Source organism: Eisenbergiella tayi (assembly GCF_001881565.1).
In the GTDB taxonomy this organism is placed as follows: domain Bacteria; phylum Bacillota; class Clostridia; order Lachnospirales; family Lachnospiraceae; genus Eisenbergiella; species Eisenbergiella tayi.
The window spans coordinates 1,446,954-1,469,699 of the sequence record NZ_MPDJ01000001.1; the positions used below are offsets into that span (position 1 = coordinate 1,446,954).

At 47.9% G+C, this 22,746-nt stretch carries 21 protein-coding genes; 8 read left to right on the top strand and 13 right to left on the bottom strand.

The window, feature by feature from the left end:
- Positions 1-3 precede the first annotated feature (3 nt).
- The 3 genes from BLA28_RS05950 to BLA28_RS05960 are packed head-to-tail and all read right to left on the bottom strand — an operon-like array spanning position 4 to position 1,820.
- Positions 4-633: an ABC-2 transporter permease gene (locus BLA28_RS05950; protein ID WP_069156416.1), complete on the bottom strand. Its 630-nt coding sequence runs from the start codon at positions 631-633 to the stop codon at positions 4-6.
- Positions 633-1,493, bottom strand: coding sequence for an ABC transporter ATP-binding protein (locus BLA28_RS05955; RefSeq protein WP_069156417.1), 861 nt, complete (start codon positions 1,491-1,493; stop codon positions 633-635). The genes BLA28_RS05950 and BLA28_RS05955 overlap by 1 nt, the downstream gene beginning before the upstream one ends.
- A 3-nt stretch (positions 1,494-1,496) precedes the next feature.
- Positions 1,497-1,820 (bottom strand): GntR family transcriptional regulator, encoded by a 324-nt coding sequence (locus BLA28_RS05960; protein ID WP_242878357.1) that lies wholly within the window; start codon positions 1,818-1,820, stop codon positions 1,497-1,499.
- A gap of 344 nt (positions 1,821-2,164) precedes the next feature.
- On the opposite strand from BLA28_RS05960, the gene BLA28_RS05965 reads away from it, so the two are divergent.
- Complete coding sequence (locus tag BLA28_RS05965) at positions 2,165-2,632, top strand: GNAT family N-acetyltransferase (protein WP_069156419.1); 468 nt, start codon at positions 2,165-2,167, stop codon at positions 2,630-2,632.
- Positions 2,633-2,699: 67 nt separating this feature from the next.
- On the opposite strand, the gene BLA28_RS05970 is transcribed toward BLA28_RS05965, so the two are convergent.
- The 4 genes from BLA28_RS05970 to BLA28_RS05990 form a co-directional block, all read right to left on the bottom strand.
- A complete protein-coding gene (locus BLA28_RS05970; RefSeq protein WP_071698894.1) occupies positions 2,700-3,842 on the bottom strand; it encodes a toxic anion resistance protein in 1,143 nt (380 codons plus the stop codon).
- A 16-nt stretch (positions 3,843-3,858) separates the two neighbouring features.
- Positions 3,859-5,544: a vWA domain-containing protein gene (locus tag BLA28_RS05975; protein ID WP_069156420.1), complete on the bottom strand. Its 1,686-nt coding sequence runs from the start codon at positions 5,542-5,544 to the stop codon at positions 3,859-3,861.
- 24 nt (positions 5,545-5,568) lie between these two features.
- A complete protein-coding gene (locus BLA28_RS05980; RefSeq protein ID WP_044963509.1) occupies positions 5,569-6,303 on the bottom strand; it encodes a hypothetical protein in 735 nt (244 codons plus the stop codon).
- Between the two features lie 474 nt (positions 6,304-6,777).
- Positions 6,778-7,050 carry a pro-sigmaK processing inhibitor BofA family protein gene (locus tag BLA28_RS05990; protein ID WP_242877669.1) on the bottom strand — a complete coding sequence of 91 codons (273 nt, stop codon included), beginning with the start codon at positions 7,048-7,050 and terminating at the stop codon, positions 6,778-6,780.
- A gap of 188 nt (positions 7,051-7,238) precedes the next feature.
- Between BLA28_RS05990 and BLA28_RS05995 the strand changes: the two genes are divergently transcribed.
- Positions 7,239-7,490, top strand: coding sequence for a DUF2508 family protein (locus tag BLA28_RS05995; protein WP_009254887.1), 252 nt, complete (start codon positions 7,239-7,241; stop codon positions 7,488-7,490).
- Between the two features lie 115 nt (positions 7,491-7,605).
- Here the strand turns inward: BLA28_RS05995 and glgB are convergent, their stop codons facing one another.
- The 6 genes from glgB to BLA28_RS06025 all read right to left on the bottom strand — a co-directional run bounded on the left by glgB (position 7,606) and on the right by BLA28_RS06025 (position 16,324).
- Positions 7,606-9,528: a 1,4-alpha-glucan branching protein GlgB gene (glgB, locus tag BLA28_RS06000; protein ID WP_069156422.1), complete on the bottom strand. Its 1,923-nt coding sequence runs from the start codon at positions 9,526-9,528 to the stop codon at positions 7,606-7,608.
- Positions 9,529-9,569: 41 nt separating this feature from the next.
- Positions 9,570-12,221, bottom strand: coding sequence for an ATP-binding protein (locus BLA28_RS06005; RefSeq protein ID WP_069156423.1), 2,652 nt, complete (start codon positions 12,219-12,221; stop codon positions 9,570-9,572).
- A 171-nt stretch (positions 12,222-12,392) separates the two neighbouring features.
- The gene (locus BLA28_RS06010) at positions 12,393-13,649 is read right to left on the bottom strand and encodes an NUDIX hydrolase N-terminal domain-containing protein (protein ID WP_069156424.1); all 1,257 of its coding nucleotides are present in this window, start codon (positions 13,647-13,649) and stop codon (positions 12,393-12,395) included.
- A 19-nt stretch (positions 13,650-13,668) separates the two neighbouring features.
- Positions 13,669-14,637, bottom strand: a complete 969-nt coding sequence (locus BLA28_RS06015) for an ROK family protein (RefSeq protein ID WP_044963496.1) — start codon at positions 14,635-14,637, stop codon at positions 13,669-13,671.
- 155 nt (positions 14,638-14,792) lie between these two features.
- Positions 14,793-15,578 (bottom strand): glycerophosphodiester phosphodiesterase, encoded by a 786-nt coding sequence (locus BLA28_RS06020; RefSeq protein WP_069156425.1) that lies wholly within the window; start codon positions 15,576-15,578, stop codon positions 14,793-14,795.
- 17 nt (positions 15,579-15,595) lie between these two features.
- Complete coding sequence (locus BLA28_RS06025) at positions 15,596-16,324, bottom strand: HAD-IIB family hydrolase (RefSeq protein ID WP_044963494.1); 729 nt, start codon at positions 16,322-16,324, stop codon at positions 15,596-15,598.
- Positions 16,325-16,631: 307 nt separating this feature from the next.
- Between BLA28_RS06025 and BLA28_RS06030 the strand changes: the two genes are divergently transcribed.
- The 6 genes from BLA28_RS06030 (at position 16,632) to BLA28_RS06055 (ending at position 22,714) form a co-directional block, all read left to right on the top strand.
- Positions 16,632-17,435 carry a DeoR/GlpR family DNA-binding transcription regulator gene (locus tag BLA28_RS06030; RefSeq protein WP_044963492.1) on the top strand — a complete coding sequence of 268 codons (804 nt, stop codon included), beginning with the start codon at positions 16,632-16,634 and terminating at the stop codon, positions 17,433-17,435.
- Positions 17,432-18,319, top strand: a complete 888-nt coding sequence (locus BLA28_RS06035; RefSeq protein ID WP_069151509.1) for a carbohydrate ABC transporter permease — start codon at positions 17,432-17,434, stop codon at positions 18,317-18,319. Before BLA28_RS06030 ends, BLA28_RS06035 begins: the two co-directional genes overlap by 4 nt.
- A 29-nt stretch (positions 18,320-18,348) precedes the next feature.
- A complete protein-coding gene (locus BLA28_RS06040) occupies positions 18,349-19,185 on the top strand; it encodes a carbohydrate ABC transporter permease (protein WP_009254896.1) in 837 nt (278 codons plus the stop codon).
- Positions 19,186-19,213: 28 nt separating this feature from the next.
- Entirely contained in the window at positions 19,214-20,575 is a 1,362-nt protein-coding gene (locus BLA28_RS06045) for an ABC transporter substrate-binding protein (protein ID WP_071698895.1), read from the top strand.
- A gap of 34 nt (positions 20,576-20,609) precedes the next feature.
- Positions 20,610-21,689, top strand: coding sequence for an alcohol dehydrogenase catalytic domain-containing protein (locus BLA28_RS06050; RefSeq protein WP_069156427.1), 1,080 nt, complete (start codon positions 20,610-20,612; stop codon positions 21,687-21,689).
- 299 nt (positions 21,690-21,988) lie between these two features.
- Positions 21,989-22,714, top strand: a complete 726-nt coding sequence (locus tag BLA28_RS06055; RefSeq protein ID WP_069156428.1) for a DUF554 domain-containing protein — start codon at positions 21,989-21,991, stop codon at positions 22,712-22,714.
- Positions 22,715-22,746: the final 32 nt, after the last annotated feature.

The window sequence follows — 22,746 nt, forward strand, 5'->3', positions numbered from 1 at the left end:
TGACTACACCTTATTCTTATACAGCCATACAGAAAGTCTGAAACAAACAATATTCATGACAGCGGCAATAAGAAACACCACAATCCACAGTAATCCCTTCATCATATAATGATACAGCAGCACCATGAGCCCCATATACGGAAACATGGCAAACGCACCGACAATATCCGCTTTCTGCCCCTCAAACACATAAAATATAAGAAACTCTATCGGCATGATAACAGCAATCAGCACCAGGCTGTAAGGAACGATATGCGGCTGAATAACAGCAAACATCCCCGGCCTTATCAAATGTGTCACATTAGAAAACAAAAGCAAAAGAGGCGATGCAGCCAGACAAAACAAATAAACAATTACACTTCTGGCCCCTATGATCGAGCCAGGCGTTACCGGCAATATACTGAACAGCAGCTTCGTTTTATACTTTGCATCATTGAACATAAAATTACGCAGCAGCAGATAGGAAAGCATCAAAAGCCCCGTAGCAAAAATAACAACATTGGCAATATCGTTATTCCTGTTAATCGGATGAAAAAACATAGGAAACAGAACTATCCCAAGAAGCTGCAGCCAAACTATCTGGCTCAATGAAGAAACCTGCATTTTAGTAAAATTAAGAAAGTTTGCACGCATTATTTATGCCTCCTTATATAGTAGAGCATGATATCCTCAATTGTCGGAACCTCATAAACCGTATTAACCGGCAGCAGCTTTTTAAGCGCCGCTTTCTTATCCGTCAGCCCCTCAAAGCCATAAGCTGATTTGCTAATCCCCACAAAATAATTCTCATAATCCGGCGGCAGCGCCGAAGCATCACCTTTCACGACAGCATGCCCCTCCTTTATCTCATCCTTCTGCCACTGAAGGATAATCTGACCGTCAAACAGAAAAAACAGATAATCCGCAATTTTATCAAGATCAGAAGTAATATGTGTCGACATCAAAACAGTCTTATTCTCCTCAAGCACAATATCCTTAAGAATTTCTATCAACTCACTCCTCACCAAAGGATCCAGCCCCGAAGTAGGCTCGTCCAAAATAAAAAGCTCCGCCTCATGCGACAGCGCAAGCACAAGCGCATACTTCATCCTCATCCCTCTTGACAAGTCCTTAATTTTCTTCTCCTCCGGCAGTGAGAACTTCTCCATATAGGACTGATAAGCGCCGTCATTCCAAACAGGATACATGGGTGCAATCAAATTTTTCATTTTCTTCAAAGTTAAATCCTCATAAAAATGACCATCATCAAGCACGATCCCCAGCTTAGACTTAATTCCCAAATCACCCGAAACACTGTCCATCCCCAAAACCCGGATCGTTCCCGCGTCCGGAGCAATCATATTCAATATACTCTTGATAGTCGTCGTTTTCCCCGCCCCGTTAGGCCCTATGAAGCCCGTCAAAGTCCCTTTTTCAAGAGACAAATTCAAATTACGCAGTTCAAAATCCCCATAGCTTTTACAAAGCCCTTTTATCTCCAAAACCGTTTCCAACCCTTAATCCTCCCGACTCAATTCGTCTATAATCGTTTTCAAATCCGCCCCCGTAATCCCTACGGGCCTTGCGTATTCCATGATATCTGTAAGCTTCCTTTCAATTTCCGCAAGCCGGTTTTCCCGCAAAAGCTCCATATTCTGCGGCGCCACAAAAGACCCCTTCCCCGCCATATTGATTGTAAACCCCTCCGCCTCCAGCCCCTCATACGCCTTTCGCGTAGTAATAACACTGCAATTCAAATCCCTCGCCAGATTCCGCACAGAAGGCAAAACATCCCCTTCCTCCAGCTCCCCCGACAAAATAGCAGCCTTTATTTGATTCATAATCTGCTCATATATAGGCACCTCCGCAGAATTCACAATAATAATATTCAGTTCTCCTCACCTCCACTCCATCATACTGTGCATGCACTATAAGCACAGTATACCCCACACCTCTCCCCTGTCAATACTCCATAAAAAAATTAAACAATTTCCCCCACATCCTTCTACAAATTATCAAAAATACCCAATTTAAAAAATCAAATCCACTCCTCCAAAAATATGATACAATTAACACAACACCCCCGCCATACCAAAATACTGCCAATACCGCAGCCTTATCCCCAGACACCCCCCAACAACTCACCCCCAAAATTCCAAAACCATTAAAAAAAACGGAGGCCCCCATGGAAATAATACAACTCAAACACAACACACCACTCTGGAAACAAACAATAGACTTTGCCGAAAATTCATCCTGGACACCAGGCAGACACATAGCAGGAATGCTAAGAGAAAACAGATTTACAGACTGGGAAGCCTTCTTTGTAGCAACAGAAAACCAAAAAATCATCGCCCACTGCTCCTTCCTGAAAGAAGACTACTACCCCGAAAACAAATACTCCCCATGGATCAGCAGCATATTCGTAACCGAAACCGCCCGAGGAAAAAAAGTAAGCCACAAACTAATCCAAACCGCCATCACCTACGCCCAATCAAAAGGTTTTACCAAAGTCTACATCCCCTCAGACCTCAAAAACTTCTACGAAAAATGCGGCTTCACCCCCATAGACACCCTAAAAAACTACGCCGGAGACTACGACACCATCTACAGCCGGCCCCCGGAGGAAGGAAAAATCCCGCCCCCGGACTGATACCACACCAGAGAGAACGCGGCCCTGTGACGGTTCCGTTTATCCGCCCTCCCCCACTGCCTACAATTTACAATTCTACATTACGACTCTTCTCCAGCTTCTGCAGCTGCTTCTCCCCCTCCACAGCGATCTCCTTAAACTCCTCGATCGTCCGCGCAATCTGAGGCAGCGCCTTCGCTTTATACGCACTGATATCATCCAGCGCAGAAATGGTATCCGCAAACGCCTGCTTTAACGTATCCGGAGAAATACTTGCCTCCACCGCCTCCCGCTGAATGGCAACCCCCTGTTCCTTCAGCATCTTGGAGGTGGACAGAATCATATTGTTAGTCGTTTCATTCAGCATCTGAACCTTTTCAAGCACGATTTTCTGATTATACAGCGCGCCCGCAACAGTCACTGCCACCCGCAGCGACGAAATGGTCACCGTTTCCGCACGGTCTACGGCGCGGATAAGCTCCAGATTGTTCTTGCGGATCACTTCCATGGCTATGATTCCCTGCTGATTCACCACCAGCAGCTGCTGGAAATCCATCAGCCTCTGACGCAGCGGAAACAGGATTTCTTCCTTGATGAATTTAATCTTCTCCTCATCTTCCCCCGCCGCCTCGGCGTTCTCCACCGCATTGGACAAATACATATCCAGCTGGGTTCCCATCTCTATTCTCTGTGCCAGCTGCTTTGTAAGATCCCGCATGTCGGCCTGTTCGATTTCAAGCGTTGTATTATCATTCTTAAGCATATTCTTGCCCTTATCCAGCGTTTTCACAATGGATGCAATCTCGGCGTCAGCTGTTTTATACCGTTCGAAATAACGGCGGATAGGGTTAAATATTTTGCCCAGCGGCCCCGTTTTCGTGAAATCCAGGGCAGAGGGATCCAGATCCCTCATTTTTATGGAAAGGTCAGCCAGACCACGTGAAATCTCACTTGTTTCTCCGCCTGCCTTGCTGAAATCCCCCATTCTTTTCTGAAGGATACTGTTTTTAACAGAAGACTTTTTAATAATATCCGCGCCAAAGGTCTCGATCACCTGTACAAATTCTCTTCTTTCCGCAAGAGAATCCAAATCGACGCCCATGATCATCTCAGCCTTTTCCTTCATCGTATTATCAATGAGCGTTTTATCCTCATTGGTAAGCGCCAGTTCCTTTTCCACTTCCTTCTTTATTTCTTCAGTCCTGGGTAAATCCAGTGAAAAATCTCCCATATTCCTATCCCCCCATTTACATATTCGCATTAAACAGATTCTTTAACTGGTACACTACATCGTCGGTGGAAGCATCGATGCTGGCCGCCTCATTTACGGCGCTGATGCTCTGCAATGCCGCAAGATCCGCATTATATCCTATGGTATAAACGGGTATTTTCAGACCGCTCAGCACATTTCTGATATCATTCAGGCTGTAGCCCGAATTCGTCTCTCCATCACTCAGGACAAAAATCATCGGCTTTGCGCCGGGATTTTCTTCCAGCGCCTTGTTAATCATATCCATAGCCACACAGATACCGTCAAAGGTAGCCGTGCCGCCGGAGGCATAGAGATTCTCAACCGCCCCCTTAAACAAAGACTGCTGGTTCAAATCAAATTTCCCTATCGGCACTTCAATGGTCACATCATCCGAATAACTTACAAGGCCGATATAATTGTCGGCATTGATGTACTTCATGCTGTTGATCAGAGACTCCTGCAGCGCATTCAGCGGGGCGCCCGCCATACTTCCAGAGGTATCCGTCACAAAGACGCCGATGACAGGCTTTCCGTTATCCTTATTTACCTTATAAAGCTTCTGGGCATCCACCAGCACATCACCGGAAACCGTGTCATATTCACACACATAATCCTCCATGCCGTTAAAACCAAACTCGTCCGCCCGCTTCACAGCTTCCTCCGAAGAACAAAACTCGGCAAACATCTGAAGGATTTCCTTTTTCTCAGGACTGGTTTCCCCCACGCTCACCAACGGATTATCATGTCTGTAGCCAAACGGCGTGAATTTATAATTTCTGGAAAGTGCCGAATCATTCTGATAAGACTGGTACTCCAGGATAAAACCATCCAGCGTCCCTCTCTCCGCCGCTTCCCTCATCTGCATGGTGGTCAGCGCCACAAAGGGCACATTCTCCTGGAACTTCCGGAACCCGTCCACAGCCGTTTCGGAAAGCGGATTGCTCTTGTCATACCGTTCAAGTGTACATACAAGGAAATTCAGGCCGGCGCTGCTGGCGAAGGGATTGGTGTATCCCATAGTGAACTCACCGGCTTCCGTCGCCTCTGTAATCGCCTTTAAATCCACGCTTCCGTATTTTTCCGTTATTTTCTTATAGGTAGCATCAGAAAGCAGGATTCCGGCAACATTTCCCACCATTCTCTCCGTTATCACATCCGTTTCCACGCCTTTGGCATTGAGCATATCCACCCAGAGCATGCTGGAAGGGGAAAAACCGTCCGGCACCGCTTTCCCTGTGGCGATATAATCCAGCGCCTGTCCGCTGTTGACCTTTCTGACCTGTATGGAAACCTCCTGGTCATTAACGGTAAATCCCTGCCTGTTAAAATCTTCCGCCATTTCACAGAGCCATGCGTCCGTTCCCGTACCGGCTTTCTCCGGCGAGGAATAAATCTCTGCATAAAGGGAAGTGGAAGCCGGCATACCTATTTCACAAGTATCAATATCAGGAAGCTCAGCCGCCTCGTCCTCCCCAGCATCAAATTCCACAGGCGATTTTACAGGCGCCGCCGTATCGGGACTGATTTTATTCACCATTTTTTCAAGACTGCTTAAAGCGCTTTCCTGTGAAATCACCTTATCGGATTTTCCCAGATTTCTTGTAAGATAAATCCCTCCGAACACAACAGCGCATACGATAACTATGACTGCTGCCATTATGCCGATTTTATTCTTTCCCATAGTTCCTCCCATTCCGTGTCTCCACTATTGATAATATTTTGCATCATTTGTGAGCTTTTCGATCTCTTCCAATATTTCGTTGTTCATATCTTCATTTGCATTAATTTCAAAGGAAGAAAGCCCCACAGCCAGCGCATCCAGCTTCAGCAGAATCTTCTCATTCAATGCAAGGGCCGCCTTCGTGGATTCATAATTATCACGATACAGCTTCAGCTGCTCCTCCTGGATATCATCCGGAATATCATCCTCTTTATAATGTTTCAGACGTTCATATTCTTCTTCATCAAAAATGCTCATTCTTCCGGACATGGCAACCACATTTTTTATTGCCGATTCCTCCGCATTTGCAACAATGCTTTGAAATTTATCCCAGCTCATGGAGCCTTCCGTAAATTTCCGTCCGATAATTTCATTAATCCGGTTCCGGCATTTCTGTACCCGATCCAGCTGTCCCGACGCGGTTTTGGCAATACTGCCGAACATCCTGCTGTCCATATGGCTTCTCAGGATTTTCCTGGCCTCATCCAAATCATAAACCTCATCAGGCGCAATATGTATGGGTTTGGGATCCCGCAGCATGCGGATATTCACGCTGAAGAAAATGCAAAGCAGTCCCAGCCCTGCCAGAATGGACATCCCGGCCCTGAAAATACTTTCGTCCGTAACCCGCAGCGCAAGAAGCCCCGGCGAATACAGAATCACTACGATTATGGCAATAGCGATATCTATCGCAACTAATTTAATATATTTCTTATTCAATACCTGTCACCTCTTCTTCCGGCGAAAGTGTCGGCCTGAATCATACAATTTTCAAATAAACAAAATTATTATACCATATCCCGTCCGATAGCTGCAATCAAACATTTCCCGCCAAACAAATACAGGCTTTGCCCGAATTTCCGGCAAAGCCCATATTTTAAAGCCTATTCCATACCCCCAGGGTCCAGTCCTGTGTCCGCGCTGACCGCGCTTGCCTCCCGGAAGAAACAGGAAGAAACAGAAGGCGGCCCTGTCCCGGACAGATATCCTGTCAGCAGGTGCTTTATATACCATGAAGATGAGACCAATCCGACGCGGCAGCCCCACCTGCCGCATCGGATGCCCTGGGCTCATCGGAATGTCCGGTATATCAGCACCTGCCGACAGGATATCTGTCCGGGGCAGGGCCGCCTTCTGTTTCTTCCGGGAGACAAACGCCAGCCAGCGCGGACACAGGACTGGACCCGCCGCCCTTCACAGCATAGAGCAGATATTGATTCCATACAGCAGCCCAATCCCCGGCAGCCCCAGGAATCCCGATACCACGATACTGAGCGGCCCGATACCCACATGCCAGGAAAATCCCTGAGAACCCAGGAACATATTAATAAAGTAGATAGCCAGGGTTCCCAGCACCGCCCGCATGATAAAATTAATCAGCAGATCCGTCCTGCTCCGCATGGCTGCAATGAGTAAAATCAGAGCGAAACTAATGCCTATCATTAAAATTCCGTTCATATTATCCATCCGTCCTCCGTTCCCGACTTGTTTCGACAGGCGTTGTTCTTTTTCTGCACACGCCGGACAAATCGGTCTGTCCTTTCTACACAATATGTAAAAAAATAAAAAATATAACATGCATATTTTTCCTTTTTCCTGTATATACTTATTTACAAAGTATTCATTTGGCAAAATCAGGCAAAGGAGGATGATTCATGAAATTCCATTTCAGCCAGGGCAGCGTGAACAAAGAGGACAAGCCCCTTACTTATCAGGAAAGTCTGATGTTGGATATACAGAAGACAAAATGTGAATTGGAGAACGCCTATGCAGGTTTTGATTATGTCACAGATCCCGACCTGATTGACTGTTATATATATGAGCAGAACGCAGTCATGAAAAGATACAAATACCTTCTGCAGAAGGCCGCCAGCCTCAAGGCCTCAGAACAGGCGGTTTCCGGATAAAAATGGACTGTCCGGCAGCGGTTTGATAATAGTATGCCCTCCGCCAGGCCTGTACAATCCTCTAAACATAAAAGCACAGCTGTCCTCTCCCGGAAAGCCGTGCTTTTTATTCATGTCAGAATACATATACCAATGCGCTTGAAGCAGGAAGATCAAAGGTAATCCGATAAGGCTTATAGTCACAGGGTTCTGATGTGGCCCGGATGGATGCCGGGATTTCCGCTCCGTTTCCTCCAAACTGTTTATCGTCACTGTTCAGAACCAGCTTGTAATTTTTCCGCCTGGGTACGCCGACGCAGTAATCCTTTCTCTCCACCGGAGTCATGTTCAGCACGAAGAGAAGATTATTTTTTCCATCGGAGGCTTTCCGGATAAAGCTGTAGGTACTGCGTTCCGCATCATCTGCATTTACCCATTCAAACCCGTTCCAGTCATTGTCAATTTCATGGAGACAGGGATATTTACGATACATATTCAGCAGGAACTTTACATATTCCAGCATACCGCTGTTGAGCTCGTCCTGAAGCATGTACCAGTCAAGCTCCCTTTCCTCGCTCCATTCCCTTTCCTGGGCAAATTCCTGTCCCATAAACAGCAGTTTTTTGCCTTCATGACCGAACATATAAGCATACCCGGCCCTCAGATTAGCGTATTTATCCGCCCGCAGGCCGGGCATTTTATTGACCATCGAGCATTTCAGATGCACCACCTCATCATGGGACAGAGGAAGAATATAATTTTCAGCGCTGTTGTAGCTCATGGCAAAGGTCATGGAATAATGATTGTTTTTACGGAAATAGGGATCCAGCTTCATATATTCACAGAAATCATGCATCCAGCCCATATTCCACTTAAAGCTGAAGTCCAGGCCGCCTTTATCAATAGGCCCCGTCACCATCGGCCAGGCTGTTGATTCCTCCGCGATTGTCATTACCCCGGGGAAGGTTCCCCTGATCACGGAATTAAAATGCTTGAAAAATTCAATGGCTTCCAGATTCTTATTGCTGCCGAATTTATTGGGAACCCATTCCCCGTCCTTTTTGCCGTAATCCAGATAAAGCATGGAGGCAACCGCATCCACGCGCAGCCCGTCGATATGGAACTCCTTAATCCAGAAAAGAGCGTTGGCAATCAGGAAATTCTTCACTTCATTCTTTCCATAATTAAAAATCTTGGTCCCCCAGTCAGGATGCTCTCCCAGCCTGGGATCGGGATGCTCAAACAATGCCTCCCCGTCGAATTCAGCCAGACCATGGGCGTCTTTGGGGAAATGGGCAGGAACCCAATCCAGAATAACGCCTATTTTGCTGCGATGGAGGGTATTTACCAGATAGGCAAAGTCCTCTGCCGTCCCATAACGGGAGGTGGGCGCATAATAGCCGGTCACCTGATATCCCCAGGAACCGTCGAAAGGATGCTCCGCAATCCCCATAAGCTCCACATGGGTGAATTTTAAATCCTTCAGATAGGCAACAAGCCTGTCCGCAAACTCCCTGTAATTATAAAAACCATCCTCGTCCTTACAGGGATGCTTCATCCAGGAACCGATATGGCATTCATAAATTGCCATGGGCTCCTTATTCATATCTTTACCGTCCCGTTCCTCCATCCAGGCGGAATCGCTCCATTTCAAATGGGAGATATCCGTAGTAATGGAGGCCGTTCCGGGCCTTTTTTCCGCATAATTGGCAAAAGGATCCGCCTTATAAAGCTTACGCCCGTCCGGGGTTGTAATCAGAAACTTGTACATTTCCCCCGTTTTTACCCCCGGGATAAAAAGCTCATAAATTCCGCCCGGCCCCTTTTTTTTCATGGGGTACTGGTTTTCCTCCCATTCGTTGAATGTACCGAAAACATGTACCTGTTCGGCATGAGGCGCCCAAACTGCAAAAAACATTCCTTTCTTTCCATTCTCCACAGACGGATGCGCCCCCAGTTTTTTGTAAATATCATAATGCGTCCCCTGTGCAAACAGATACTCGTCGGCTTCGGAGATAAAGACCTTCTCCGCCTTTTTTGTTTTTGCTACACCTGCCATTTTTACCTCTCTTCCGCCGCCAGAAGCGGCCTGGATTATATCTATATGAAATCCCCTTCATGCAGAATAATCATATCGTCATCATCATAACGCTTTGCAAGGAGGACATCCATAAAATGCTTGGGCGTTTTACGATTGGCATGGTCAATGGCTTCATCCACAATATCCCTGACATCATTGACCGTAACGATATGATCGCTGGTCTGCATATCTTCAATGCGGGTATGAAGGGCAAGCCTGCCCAGTTCATCGATGGCATATTCCTGCATCTTCGCGTACTGACAGCCATAGGCTACAAGCGTACCGTTATCCAACGCCTCGATGTCAAACCTGGCATTAAAGAAGGACTCCATTTCCGGATTGGCGGAAATCAGTTTCTTTATATTTCTCTTTGTATCGATGAGTATCACCAGGATGCCTGTCTGCTCCTGATTCAGGGCATCCATAAGCCTTCCCGCCCCCTCATCGTCTATCTCTCCTGCATTATCAATGACAAGTGCGCCGCCCGCCAGTTTAACAACCAGCTCGCCGGCGTCTTTTTTATTGAATGCATCGCCTTCAATTTTGGCAAGCTTTCCGGAAAAATTATGATCCTTGGAGCGTACATCCTTAACGATGTTTTTGGCTAAGTTCAGAGTGTCCGAACCCGGATCCCCCGTGATGATCAGATTGCCTGTATACGCGGCAAGGCTCAGCTGGTCAAGCGCACGGACCAGCTTCTTCATAGCACCCCTGGTGGGTACAAAAGAAGCGAACAGCTGCTTTTCTTCCCTGCTCATGGAACGGATTTCCTTTTCCAGGCGTTCCTCCTCCAGGCGGGCATTCATTTCCTGTGTGTTTTCCGGGTCTTCTTCCGGTTCCGGCCCGGCGTCTTCATCCATCTCCGGTTCCGGTTCATATGCGGCATCCTCCGGCTCTTCTATGTAAGCAGGCTGTCTGTCTTCCGGTTCCTCTTCAGGTATCGGATCCGCCGTCCGGCTCACGGCAGGAACCGGTTCAGGCACGGAAGGCTCCTCATATACCGGCTCTGCTTCCGGAACTGCCGGTACGGGCTGAGAAACTGAGGGCGCCGGTACAGGCTGCGCTGCTTCCTCCGCTGTCCTTCCGGCAGTTCCTGATAATTCCTTCATTCCCGCCTCAGGAACAGCTCCGGCCGCCGCGGAAACCACGGCAGCGGCCGTCACTGCTGCAGCTGCTTCCGCCGCAGCCGCTCCCTCGGTCCGTTTCATGGCATTTTCCACTTCTTCAGCCGCCCAGATTTTGGTATGAGCGGAAATCACGTTATTTTCAGGAGGACGCCTGCGTTCCACAGGAATCCTTTCTTCCTTTTGAAGACGCTCCAGAACGCCTTTTCTGGCAGTTTTATCAAAATCGCGGAAAAGAGAATCCGTCTGTTCCATGACTCGCTGCTGCAGCTGCCTGCGGCGCTTCTCCTCATTTTCCAGCTTCATCTTTTCCCATTCTTTCATGATATCTTCAATGTTCATCTGGCCGGTGATCTGTCTCTCCACCTGGTACCCGTCCGGCACCACCAGGCCTATCTGCCCGTCATATTCCTGGGAAAGATAATTGCTGAGATCCGGATTCAGATTTTCTGAGCTTTCCTGTACGGGCTCCTGTACCGCTGCGGCAGGCTCCTCCTGTACAGCGTAGTAATCCGGCTGGGGCGCGGCGGCAGCTTCAGGCTGCATCTGCGCTTCCGGATACTCCGGCCCTGCTGCGGCCGGCAAATCTTCATAAATATAGGTTTCCTCCCCATACTGGGCCGGATCATATTCCTGGGGAATCATTTCTCCGGTATCCTCAGCCTCTATATCATAGGACTGGTCGGCATAGGAATTCTCCTGCCCGGCCATCTGATCCCGATACTCCTTAAGAGATACCGGATCCCCGGCAGGCTGACGGCCGTTAAGCATCAGTTCCTCCATGCTTTTAGCCAGTTCCTTCTGCAGATTTATGGTATTATACTTCCCGACATCCATAGGCTTTACATGGATATCATCCTCTTCAGCCTTTTTCCGTCCTTCCGAATTCTTGTCCTGTTTATCTTCAGGCTCCGGCACCCGAAGGCCCTGCTTGCGCATCATATATGCTTCATATTTCTGCTGCTGCGCAGGAGATAAAGGCTGATGCAGCATTTTCAGCTCCATGGCCTTCATGACATATTTGCCTTCCCCAAACCAGAGGATCAGCTCGTCGCATTCCTCCACACATTTGGTGGCAAGTCCCACACGATGGTATAAATAGGCCAGTTCATACGCCCATTTTTCCCTGTAATCCCTTTTTTTCAGTTCCTCCAGCACAGCTATCCGTTCCTCAAGCCCCACATCCTGGGCCTCATACAGCTTGTACTGAAGGACATATCTGCCGCTGTCATTGGGAGCTATCTGCGTGAAATCCTTATAATATTCCACTGCCTGTACGACTTCCCCCATCTTGATTGACAGGTCACACAGGGAATAAATGATCATTCTCCCTGCCGGATGGCGCTCATTCGCCATTTCCAGCAGCAGCTTGGCATCCTCAAATCTTCTGTTCACCTTATACAAATCACTGACGGTACAAAGCATCATCACGCTTTTTACCCTTGTCCAGTCAATTGTATCCGCTACCTTTGCCGCATCCACATATTTCTTCTGGGAAATCAGTGTTTTGATTTCCTCTGCCCGTATTTTGTACTCATATTTATCCAAGGTGCCACCTCTACCGTAATCCTGATTAGGCATAATTACCCACTTTTTTATCATATAAGTTTACCATAGGTGTATTGTCTTGTCAAAGCCAATTGCCCGTAAATATGAGCTTATTTTATTGTGTTTATTCTTAAAAGCGTATATGTTTATACCATTTATTACCAACAAATATCAATCGAACAAAACCTTCCAATCTTTGTCAGCGGCTGCTTCAAAACACATGGCTATCTGTTCCTTTGTGGTTTTATCTTCCGACAGAACAGGGAGTTCTTCCAGGGTAAACCATTCCCTCCCCAGCGTTTCTATATTTTTTTCAAATTCTCCTTCCACCGGTTCACATAAAATAAATACCTTGCAGATATTATATGCATAAGGAGGCTTATTATGCCTGTTTCGATCCTGAACTGCCACCAGCCGCACCGGAGCAACAAGCATTCCGGCCTCTTCCCCCGCCTCCTTCACGGTATTCTCCTTTATTGTCTGATCCATGTCCACCCAGCCTCCCGGCATGGCCCACGTGCCATCCATTTCCTGAACCAGCAGGATTTTTCCGTCCCGGATAATCGCCGCCCGGCTGTCCAGCTTGGGGGTCTGGTAACCCATTTCCCCGGCAAACAGTCCATCAATCTGTTCAAAGTCCATAGGTGTATTGCAGCTCACTATTTCCGCAGCAATTTCCTGTATTCTGCGGAAACGCTCCCGGTCAAAACGATCCCGGGAATAAGTAAGGCCCGCCTGGGCTATAAACTGCAGTTCCATCGCCCATTTCAGCCATTTATGCTCCTTCAGGGGATCTGGCTCCAGCATAAAGGAAGAAAATACATCCTCAGGACAGGACAGGTAATAGTCCGCCCTGATATGGGCAGGCGAGGCACAGCCCCAGAGAGCCAGCGCACCGTCCACTCCCGCGTCCGCCGCGCAGTCCATATCATAAACGGTGTCGCCGATAAAAACCGCATCCTCCGCACGGGCATTTTCCCTGCGCAGATATTCCTTCACGGGCTCGCCATAAGGCTTGTGAATAAGGGTATCATCCGCACAGATAACCGTATCAAAATAGCCCTCCAGGCCAAAGGGAAGAAAGTCCCGTCTGTATTCTTCCGCATTTCTGGAGGTTACTATCCCCAGTCTGGCACCGTTTTCTTTGAGCTTTTCCAGAAGCTGCCTGATTCCGGGAAAAACCTTGATAAATTTACGGTAATCAGGGGTAAGATCCCCCCAGAAATCCACGATTTCCGGTATTTCTTCCTCTGGAAAGCCATACTGCCTTAAGGCTGCTTCGCTGGGAATCCCCAGGGCATATTTCAAATCCCTGATATCTGTTTTCTTCCCTGTTTTCCGGTAAAGGGTTTCCTGGAAAGACAGGAGAACCGCTTCCTCCGAATCCAGCAGAGTTCCGTCCACATCGAATATGATATGTTTTTTCATAAATTATTACCCTTTCTTATTATAAGGAACCGGCGATTACCATAAGTCCCTTTTCATAATCCTTTTCATAATCATCGGATATCACCAGCAAAGGCATGGAGTGCTCAGGGATGATTTTTTCGCATTCCTGGTAAAGCTCTTCCAAAACGCCCTCCAGGAAAGGATTGCGGTACAGGATGATACGCTGGGGATTCAATATGGAGGCGTATATCTGGATGATTTTACGGTAAGCGTCCAGCATGCGGGAAGGGGCAAAGTCTTTGTCCTGGGGACGGAGTTTTCCCGGCATATCCGGAAGAAAGCTCAGCTCCCCTGCGAAATCACTCGCTCCCTGCCATACGTTTCCATTAATGACTATGCCGGCGCCCATGCCGTTCTTGCCGAGGTAAACGCAGACACAGCAGTTGTCCTTCTGCCCGTCCGAGCTCCAGCGTCCGGCAGCTACCGCATTCATATCATTGATTACCCGTACCGGAAGGCCGAACCGGTTGGAAAAATACGCCTGAAGATCGATTCCCACCAGCTGGCATTCCCCTCCCGACAGAAGAATTTTCCCGCCGGAAACCATGCCTGCCGCGCCGATAACTATCCCTTTCATGCTGGGATACAGCTGCCGGATGCTCTCCACCTTTTTTTCCAGAACCGTCAGCACCTCCCCGTCTCCTTCCGTGCTTCCTGAAGTCAGGCTGTTTCCCTCCAGATCCTTCAGCTTCCAGTGCACACTGTCATTTTCCACAGCCAGAAGAAGATACAGCGCATACATAGGATTGAGTCGGTAGAGCGCCGCACATCTTCCGCCGCTGGAACCTTCCGTCCCCGCCACCTCCACTTCTCCTGATTCACATAACAAATCTACGGTTTTGCTCACCGTTGGAAAACTCAGTCCGGTTTTACGGGCAAGGCTGCTCTTGCTCACCGGGCCGAGCCCTTTCATACAGCTTCTTACAATTTCCTGGTTCATATCCCTGACAGTAATCGTACTTGCCATAAGTCGCCCTCCCTTTTAAGAGTTTTTAATACTTTTTAAAAGTATTTTAATTATAGATCAAAAAAAGGATCTGTGCAACCGGAAAGATTATGCAGGCTCACCCTGTTCCTGCGTTTTCTATCCGGCTGCCAGATAAATTGTTCTGTTTTATCTCACTATTTATGCAGTCCCATCTCCCGCAGAATCCCCATGACCTCCCGCGGATTGTCGCAGGTAATTAAAGTAACGCCGCAGCTGCGGGCCAGCTCTGCCATCTCCCTGTTTTTGAACCGGGTTCCGGCCCAGGTATCTATACCCTTCGCTTTCAATCGATTGAAATTTTCCCTGGTGAAATCCTCGCAGACACAGGCGCAATATAAAATATCATAGGGATCCCTGTCTTTCCATGCACCCAGAAGTGATTTGGGATAATACCCATGCAGCTTATAACGGCCTTCATATTTATCATGAATATACTGCAGCAGCACGGCGCTGAAGGCATTCAGTACACATTTATCCCCTAAACCGTATTCTTCAATCAGGCTTATCACCCGATCTGCGGTTTCGTATGCCCGGCTCTCATTCCCTTCTGTCGGATATTCCTTCAATTCAAAATCATACGTCATATCCGGGTACTTCCTTGTAAGTTCAAGGAATTCCTCAAACAGAGGAACCCTTTCCCCCTGATATTCACCGCTGAATTTACTTCCGGCATCCAGAGAACGGATTTCCTTAAGAGTCATTTCCCGGATTGGCCCGGAGCCGTCCGTTGTCTGATCCACGATGAGATTATGCATGATAACCAGCTCGCCGTCCTTCGACATCTGTATATCCAGTTCAATCATGTCCAGGCCTGCCTCCATGGCATTCCGAAAAGAAGCCATCGTGTTTTCCGGACACTCCGCGGGATTCCCCCTGTGTCCCGCCACCCAGATATTTGTTTCCGACTGATTCCATATCATAATACTGTCCTCCCATTTTATAAAAACTGTTTTAAGTATTCCGGAATGGTGCGGTAATCATCGATGCACTGAAAAGGGACATCCGATAAAAATACATCCTCATCATTGCCTCCAATCCCGTAATCATCCCCGAAATACCATATTTCTTCATGAGAAAGCCCCCTCTCCCTGCAGAACAAATCCAGCGCATACAGCTTGGCATAAGGGTGGGGAACGATGTCAAAGGATGAGGAGCCTCCCACATACACCTTATATTCAGGGAACTTGTCCACCACCCGGTCATAAACCGCTCTTCTCTTGCTGCGGTCCGGATCATAGGAAAGCTTGTCCTGGATAGGCGCTGCCGTCCCCAATATGGGGAAAGTGAGCATGCCGCTTTCATGAATCTCTATCGTATCTCCCATATAAGAGGTATATCCCAGCTCCCTGCGGAGTTCATCCGCCCTTCTGACAGCAAGCGCCTTGTCCACCTCCGCCCGGTTATCTCTCTCCAACACAATCCGGGGATGGGAAGCCTCCTCTTTTACAACCGCATACTGCATCCCGTAATTGCCGATGATTTCAATAGGAAAACGCCTCATTTGTTTAAATATACGGACACAGGAACCGGCTCCCACCATCAGCAGCGTATATTTTTCTCCCAGCCGGCAAAGGAGTTCTCTGTATTCCGGTGACAGGGGAGACTTATGCTGTGTCAGGGTTCCGTCCAGGTCAAAGGCAAGCACCTTTGTTGCATATGGACTCATCTTCTTTCTCCTTTTCAAAAGCAATTTAAAACGAAACCTTTTATAAGGTTTAATTTCATTTCGAAACTTTATGTTTTCTTTTTTCTTTATATTCAAAACAATAAATGTAGTATATAAGGTCTTTTTTAGTAAGTCAATTGAAATTATTAACAGTTTTGGAGGTCAAATTATATGAATTATTTACGAAATTAATATAATATTTGTAAATAATTGACATCAAAACTCATTGATGCTAGAATCAAAACAAATATTTACGAAATTCGTAATTAAATTTCACATTAATTGTTTCGTTTTGGGAGATTTTAAAATGACAACGCAGGAAAAGAAAGAATTCATCATCAAGATACTTGATACCCAGTCTTCCGTTACCGTATCCCAACTAAGCGAAGCCTTCAAAATATCCGATGTGTCCGTCAGGAAGCTTCTGGCAGCCATGGAACAGGAAGGCCTGGTGAAAAGAACATGGGGAGGCGCCATAAGCGCTTACGGATCCCTGAATGAATTTTCCCACAAGGAAAAAGAATGGAAGCATACGGCAGAAAAGCTTTCCATCGCTTATGCGGCTTACGACTGTATCAGTGACGGGGATGCGGTTTTTCTCGACTGCGGCACCACCACAACACAGCTTGCCCGGGTGATACGCAGCGGCTCCAAGCGGAAAATACTGGTGGGTACCAATGCCATCAATATCGCCATGGAGCTTTCGGAAGCGGAAGATATTTCCGTCATCGTGATCGGCGGTAACTTCCGTCACCGGATTTTATCCTGCGTGGGGGCCTATGCGGAAGAAATGATGAAGACCCTGTTTTTTGACAAAGGCTTTATCAGCGGGAACCACCTTACCCTGGAGCACGGCTTCACTACACCGGACCTGCAGGAGGCCAGGATGAAACGGCTCATGATGGCATCCTGCAAGGAACACTATATCGCGCTGGATTACAGCAAATTCGGAGACGATTCTCTGGGGCTCATCGCTTCCGTATCTGATCTGGACGGCATTGTGACTGACTGGCGTACACCCGCCCCGTTCATTGATCAGCTGAGAGACAGAGGCGTCAAGGTGGTACAGGGAAACGAGGTGTTAAGCACCAGGGAGGGGATGTTTGTATGAAGTACAAGAAATTTGCCACCAAAATAAGGCCATACATCATGACCGCTCCGGCTCTGGCCGGAATCCTTCTTTTTACCATTTATCCTATAATTAAGCTGATACAGCTCAGCCTCATGAACACCAATATGCTCAATCCTTCCGAAAGCAGATTTATAGGACTGGATAACTACAGAAAGGTACTGAGCAGGCCGGATTTTCACAAATCCTTAAACAACACCGTGGTTTACACTATAGCCGTGGTTCTGATTATTACGGCAATCGCCCTGCTGCTTGCGGTATGGCTCAGCGAAAAAAGTTCAAAGCTGAACCGGTTGGTACAGGCCGCCGTCTTCTGTCCTCATGTGGTATCCATTGTATCCATCGCTCTGATATGGCTCTGGATGATGGAACCGAATTTCGGACTGTTTAACTTCCTGTTAAGAAAGCTGGGCCTGCCCACATCCTCCTGGCTGTCGGGCTCCTCCACCGCAATGCCTTCCGTCATACTGGTATCGGTATGGAAGGCCGTGGGATATGACACCCTGATTTTTATGGCGGCCCTTCAGAGCGTGCCCGCATCCCTCTATGAAGCCGCAAAGCTGGATCATGCCAATAAAGTGGTTATTTTTTTCAAGATCACCCTTCCCATGATTTCACCCCAGCTGTTCTTCACTTTGATAATCCGTACGATCAGCTCCTTCAAGGTTTTTGATACGGTGCGTATCCTGACCCAGGGAGGCCCCAACAATGCCACTACCACGCTGGTTTACAGCATTTATACCGAAGCTCTTCTGAATCTGCGGATCGGCTACAGTGCGGCGATCGGGGTGATTCTGCTCATCATAGTAAGCATACTGACAGTCATTTACTTCTGGGGCTTTTCCAGGAAGGTACATTACCAATAGGTTACAGGGAGCAAAAAGGGAGGATTATTATGCGGCTCAAAAAAAGACTGATTAAAACCGGCGGCGTAATCATGAAACTGTTTCTTTTATTTATCTTCGGGTGGCCTTTTTTCTGGATGATTTCCACCTCCTTACAGACGATAGATGAAGTAAACCGGGTTACGCCCACATTCTTTCCGGCAGTACTTCAATTTCACAATTATCTGGACGCCTGGCATTCCGGCCCGGCCGGAGGCATGTGGATTTATCTAAAAAATTCCATCATCGTGGTGCTCAGCGTCATTTTGCTGCAGATGCTGGTGGTGGTTCCGGCGGCCTATGCCTTTGCGAAATATGAATTTAAGGGGAAAAAAATCATGTTCGGCAGCATCCTGATCGCGCTGATGATGCCCACACAGATCACATTTTTACCCGTATATCTGATGATGTCCAAATGGGGGCTGATAAACTCCCTGCTTCCTCAGATATTACCATTTATAACAAATGCATTCGCTATCTTCTTACTGAGACAGTATTTTATGCAGGTAGAGAATGAATTGATAGAAGCGGCAAAGCTGGACGGCGCATCGGAATGGAGGGTGATATTGCAGATAATGATGCCCATGTCCAAGCCGGCACTCGCCTCCATTATACTTTTCAGTTTCGTCGGACAGTGGAATGAATATTTCTGGCCGCTCGTCATGACCAATGCGGATATGTACCGGACGCTTCCGGTGGCTATCGCACAGCTGAAGGAAATGGAAGGTATGGCCAACTGGCAGATCGTCATGGCAGGAAACGCCATCCTGGTTCTGCCTGTACTGCTGGTATATCTGTTCGCTTCCAAACAAATTATGAAATCCTTTGCCTATTCAGGGATTAAATAAACCAAACAATACGAAAGGGGATATGGTTATGAAAAAGAAAGTTTTAAGTATTTTAATGGGGGTTTCCATTCTGGCTGCCGCTCTCGCAGGCTGCGGCAAGGCTCCCGCTTCCACGGAAAACTCCGCACCCGCTCCGGCGGCAACGGATTCTGCCCAGGCAGCCGAAACGCCGGAAGCGGCTGAAAGCGCCGCCGGCACACAAGCTTCAGGAGAAAAGAAAACCGTACAGTTCTGGCACTGCATGTCCGGTACAAACGGGGATTTAATCAACCAGATGGTTTCGGATTTCAACAGCTCCCAGAATGAAGTGGAAGTAGTCGCCACCTTCCAGGGAAGCTACGCGGAAGCCGCCGCCAAAGCGGAACAGGCTATTTTTGCAGGCAATGCTCCCGACATTCTCCAGGTAGCCCAGGACAATGTGGGCAGGCTTGCCGTAAACGGCGCATTTGCCGATCTGCTTCCCCACATGCAGAAGGACGGAATGGATGATAAAGATTTTGTTGACGCTTTTGTAAATGACGCTTATTATGAAGGAAAGCTTGTTGTCATTCCTTTCGGCCGTTCCGCCCAGATCCTTCACATCAATAAAACAGTCCTGGACGAAATGGGCTGTGAAATCCCCACCACCTGGGAAGAACTGAAGGAGGTTGCCAACAAATGCACCATCGTGGAAAACGGCGAAACCAAACGCTACGGACTGTCTGTTCCTTTTGACCAGTGGGAGTTCTTCGCCCTGATCCAGCAGGCAGGCGGCAAGTTCTTCAACGAAGATCAGACCGGGCTGGGATGCCTGGAGGACGGAACCGCGAAAGAAGCTTTCAGCTTCATGAAGGATTTGCAGGATTCCGGCGCCCTGTATTACAACGATCCCGCCAACGATCAGGATAACCAGATGTTTACCTCCGGCATGGCAGCCATGACCATCAATTCTTCAGGCGCCATCACCTCCAGAAGGGAAACCATCGGTGATTCCTTTGAATATGTGGTAGCTCCCCTGGTAAAAGGCAAAATCGAATCCATGCCTACCGGCGGAAACGGCTTCGGTATCCTGGCTGCCAGCAAAGAACAGGATGCAGCCTGGAAATTCATGAAATGGTTTATTGAAGACGAAAAGGGCGGCCTTGCCTTTGTTATCGGCTCCGGTTATCTTCCTTTCACCAAAACAATGGCACAGTCCGACGCCATTCAGAATCTCTGGAAAGAAAGTGACAACTACAAAATCGCTTATGATGCCCTTCAGTATGGTGATGACAGCTATCGTATCGCCAACCTGACACCCGTCATTGCAGAATTCAGAACATGTATCCAGGCTATCATGCTGGATAATCAGGATATTGATCAGTCACTGAAAACCTTCAGCGATTCCGTAGATATTATCCTTAACGACTGACAGTACTTGTTTTCAAAAAAAGGAGAATGCCTCAATGAATGATTTACCTAAAACCATGAAAGCGCTGGTAGCCTATGGCAACGGTGACTATCGGCTGGAAACCGCCTATCCTGTTCCCGAATGCGGGGAGGACGACATCATAATCAAAACAGAAGGCTGCGGCATCTGTGCAGGGGATTTAAAATGCCAGCACGGAGCGGCCATGTTCTGGGGAGATGAAAAAGAAGCTCCCTGGGTAAAGCCTCCCTTTATACCGGGCCATGAATTTGTAGGCCGCATCGTTAAAATGGGTTCTCAGGTGAAAGGCTTCTCCCTGGGAGACCGGATTACGGCAGACCAGATCGTCCCCTGCGGAGAATGCCGGTTCTGCAGAAGCGGCAGATACTGGATGTGCCAGCCTCATTCCATTTTCGGATTCCAGAATACCAACAACGGCGGAATGGCGGAATATGTGAGATATCCTAAAACCTCTGTAATATCCAGGGTTCCTGAGGATATGCCTCTTGATCAGGCTCTGCTGATTGAACCCTATGGCTGCTCCAAGCACGCCGTAGACCGGGCGCAGATAGGAAATGAAGACGTGGTGGTCATTTCCGGAGCGGGTACGCTGGGACTGGGCATGATCACGTATGCCCGGATGAAAAATCCATCTAAATTAATCTCCCTGGACATGGCCGACAACCGGCTGGAAAAGGCAAAGGAATTCGGGGCCGACATAACCATCAATCCCGGCAGGGAGGATGTGGTACAGAGAATACTGGACATGACCGACGGCTACGGCTGTGACATTTATATAGAAGCAACCGGACATCCTTCCAGTGTGGTACAGGGTCTGAAAATGATCCGTAAGCTGGGAAGATTCGTGGAATTCAGCGTTTTCGGGGAACCGACTACCGTAGACTGGTCCATTATCGGAGATCGAAAGGAATTGGATCTCCTGGGTTCCCATCTCAGCCCTTACTGTTATCCCTTTGTCATTGAAAACATCAGCAATGGGAACCTGAAAACAGAGGGTGTGGTGTCCAAAACCTTTTCCCTTGAAGAATGGGAAACCGCGTTTGATTATGCCACAGGAAAATACGGGGACTTTAAGGTAGCCATCACCTTCGAATAACTTTTTGAGATGGGCAGATAAAAGCATAGAATGATAAAAACACCGCACACCCGGATTATTGAGGTGTGTGGTGTTTTTTATATTTTTTACCTTAATAATTAAATAGTGTCTGCTTCGCTGCAAGAGCTGAATGCAGCACCACCTGTAAAAAGACTGCTGTGTCAGACGTGTTCCATTTATTTTTTTGTGGAGCAAAACGTTCTCTTATGTTAAAGTAATATTTAAAGTTTAAAACACTAATCATTCAAAGGCAGAATTAAAAGCCGGCAGTATTAACTGCCCGGCATGAGGGGAATTTTATGAGAGGAATCGGAACGATTATCAATGTTGCCGCCGTCATTCTGGGGGGAGGCGCAGGCATGCTTCTGAAAGGCGGCCTTAAAGAGCGGTATCAGCAAATACTCATGCAGGCTTTAGGTGTCTGCACCATCTTCATCGGTATATCCGGCGCGTTGAAGGGAATGTACCGCATAGAAAACGGCGTTCTGGAAACATCAGGCACCATGCTGCTGATCGCTTCCCTGGTACTCGGTTCCCTTCTGGGGGAATGGATACAAATAGAAAAATGGATGGACCATTTCGGAGAGTGGCTCCGGGAAAAAGCGGGCGGAAAAAATGACAGCCAGTTTGTGGAAGGCTTTGTATCCGCATCCCTGGTCATCTGCGTCGGAGCAATGGCCATCGTGGGCGCCCTGGAAGACGGTATGCGGGGAGACTATTCCATGCTTGCCGCAAAAGCTGTCCTGGATGGTATTATCGTCCTCGTATTCGCCTCCTCCTATGGAAAAGGAGCCGTCTTTTCCGCTCTCCCCGTAGGATTATGGCAGGGCAGCATCACCCTCTTTGCCCGTTTCCTGGAACCCGTCCTCACCGCCCAGATCATATCCGACCTTTCCTTTGTGGGAAATGTCCTTATCTTCTGCGTAGGAATCAATCTTGCCTTCGGGAAGAAATTCCGGGTGGGAAATATGCTGCCCGCACTGCTTTTTACAGGAATACTGGATACTGTATCCGCCCTGTTTTGATAATTGCTGATTTAGTCGAAATCGATAAGGAG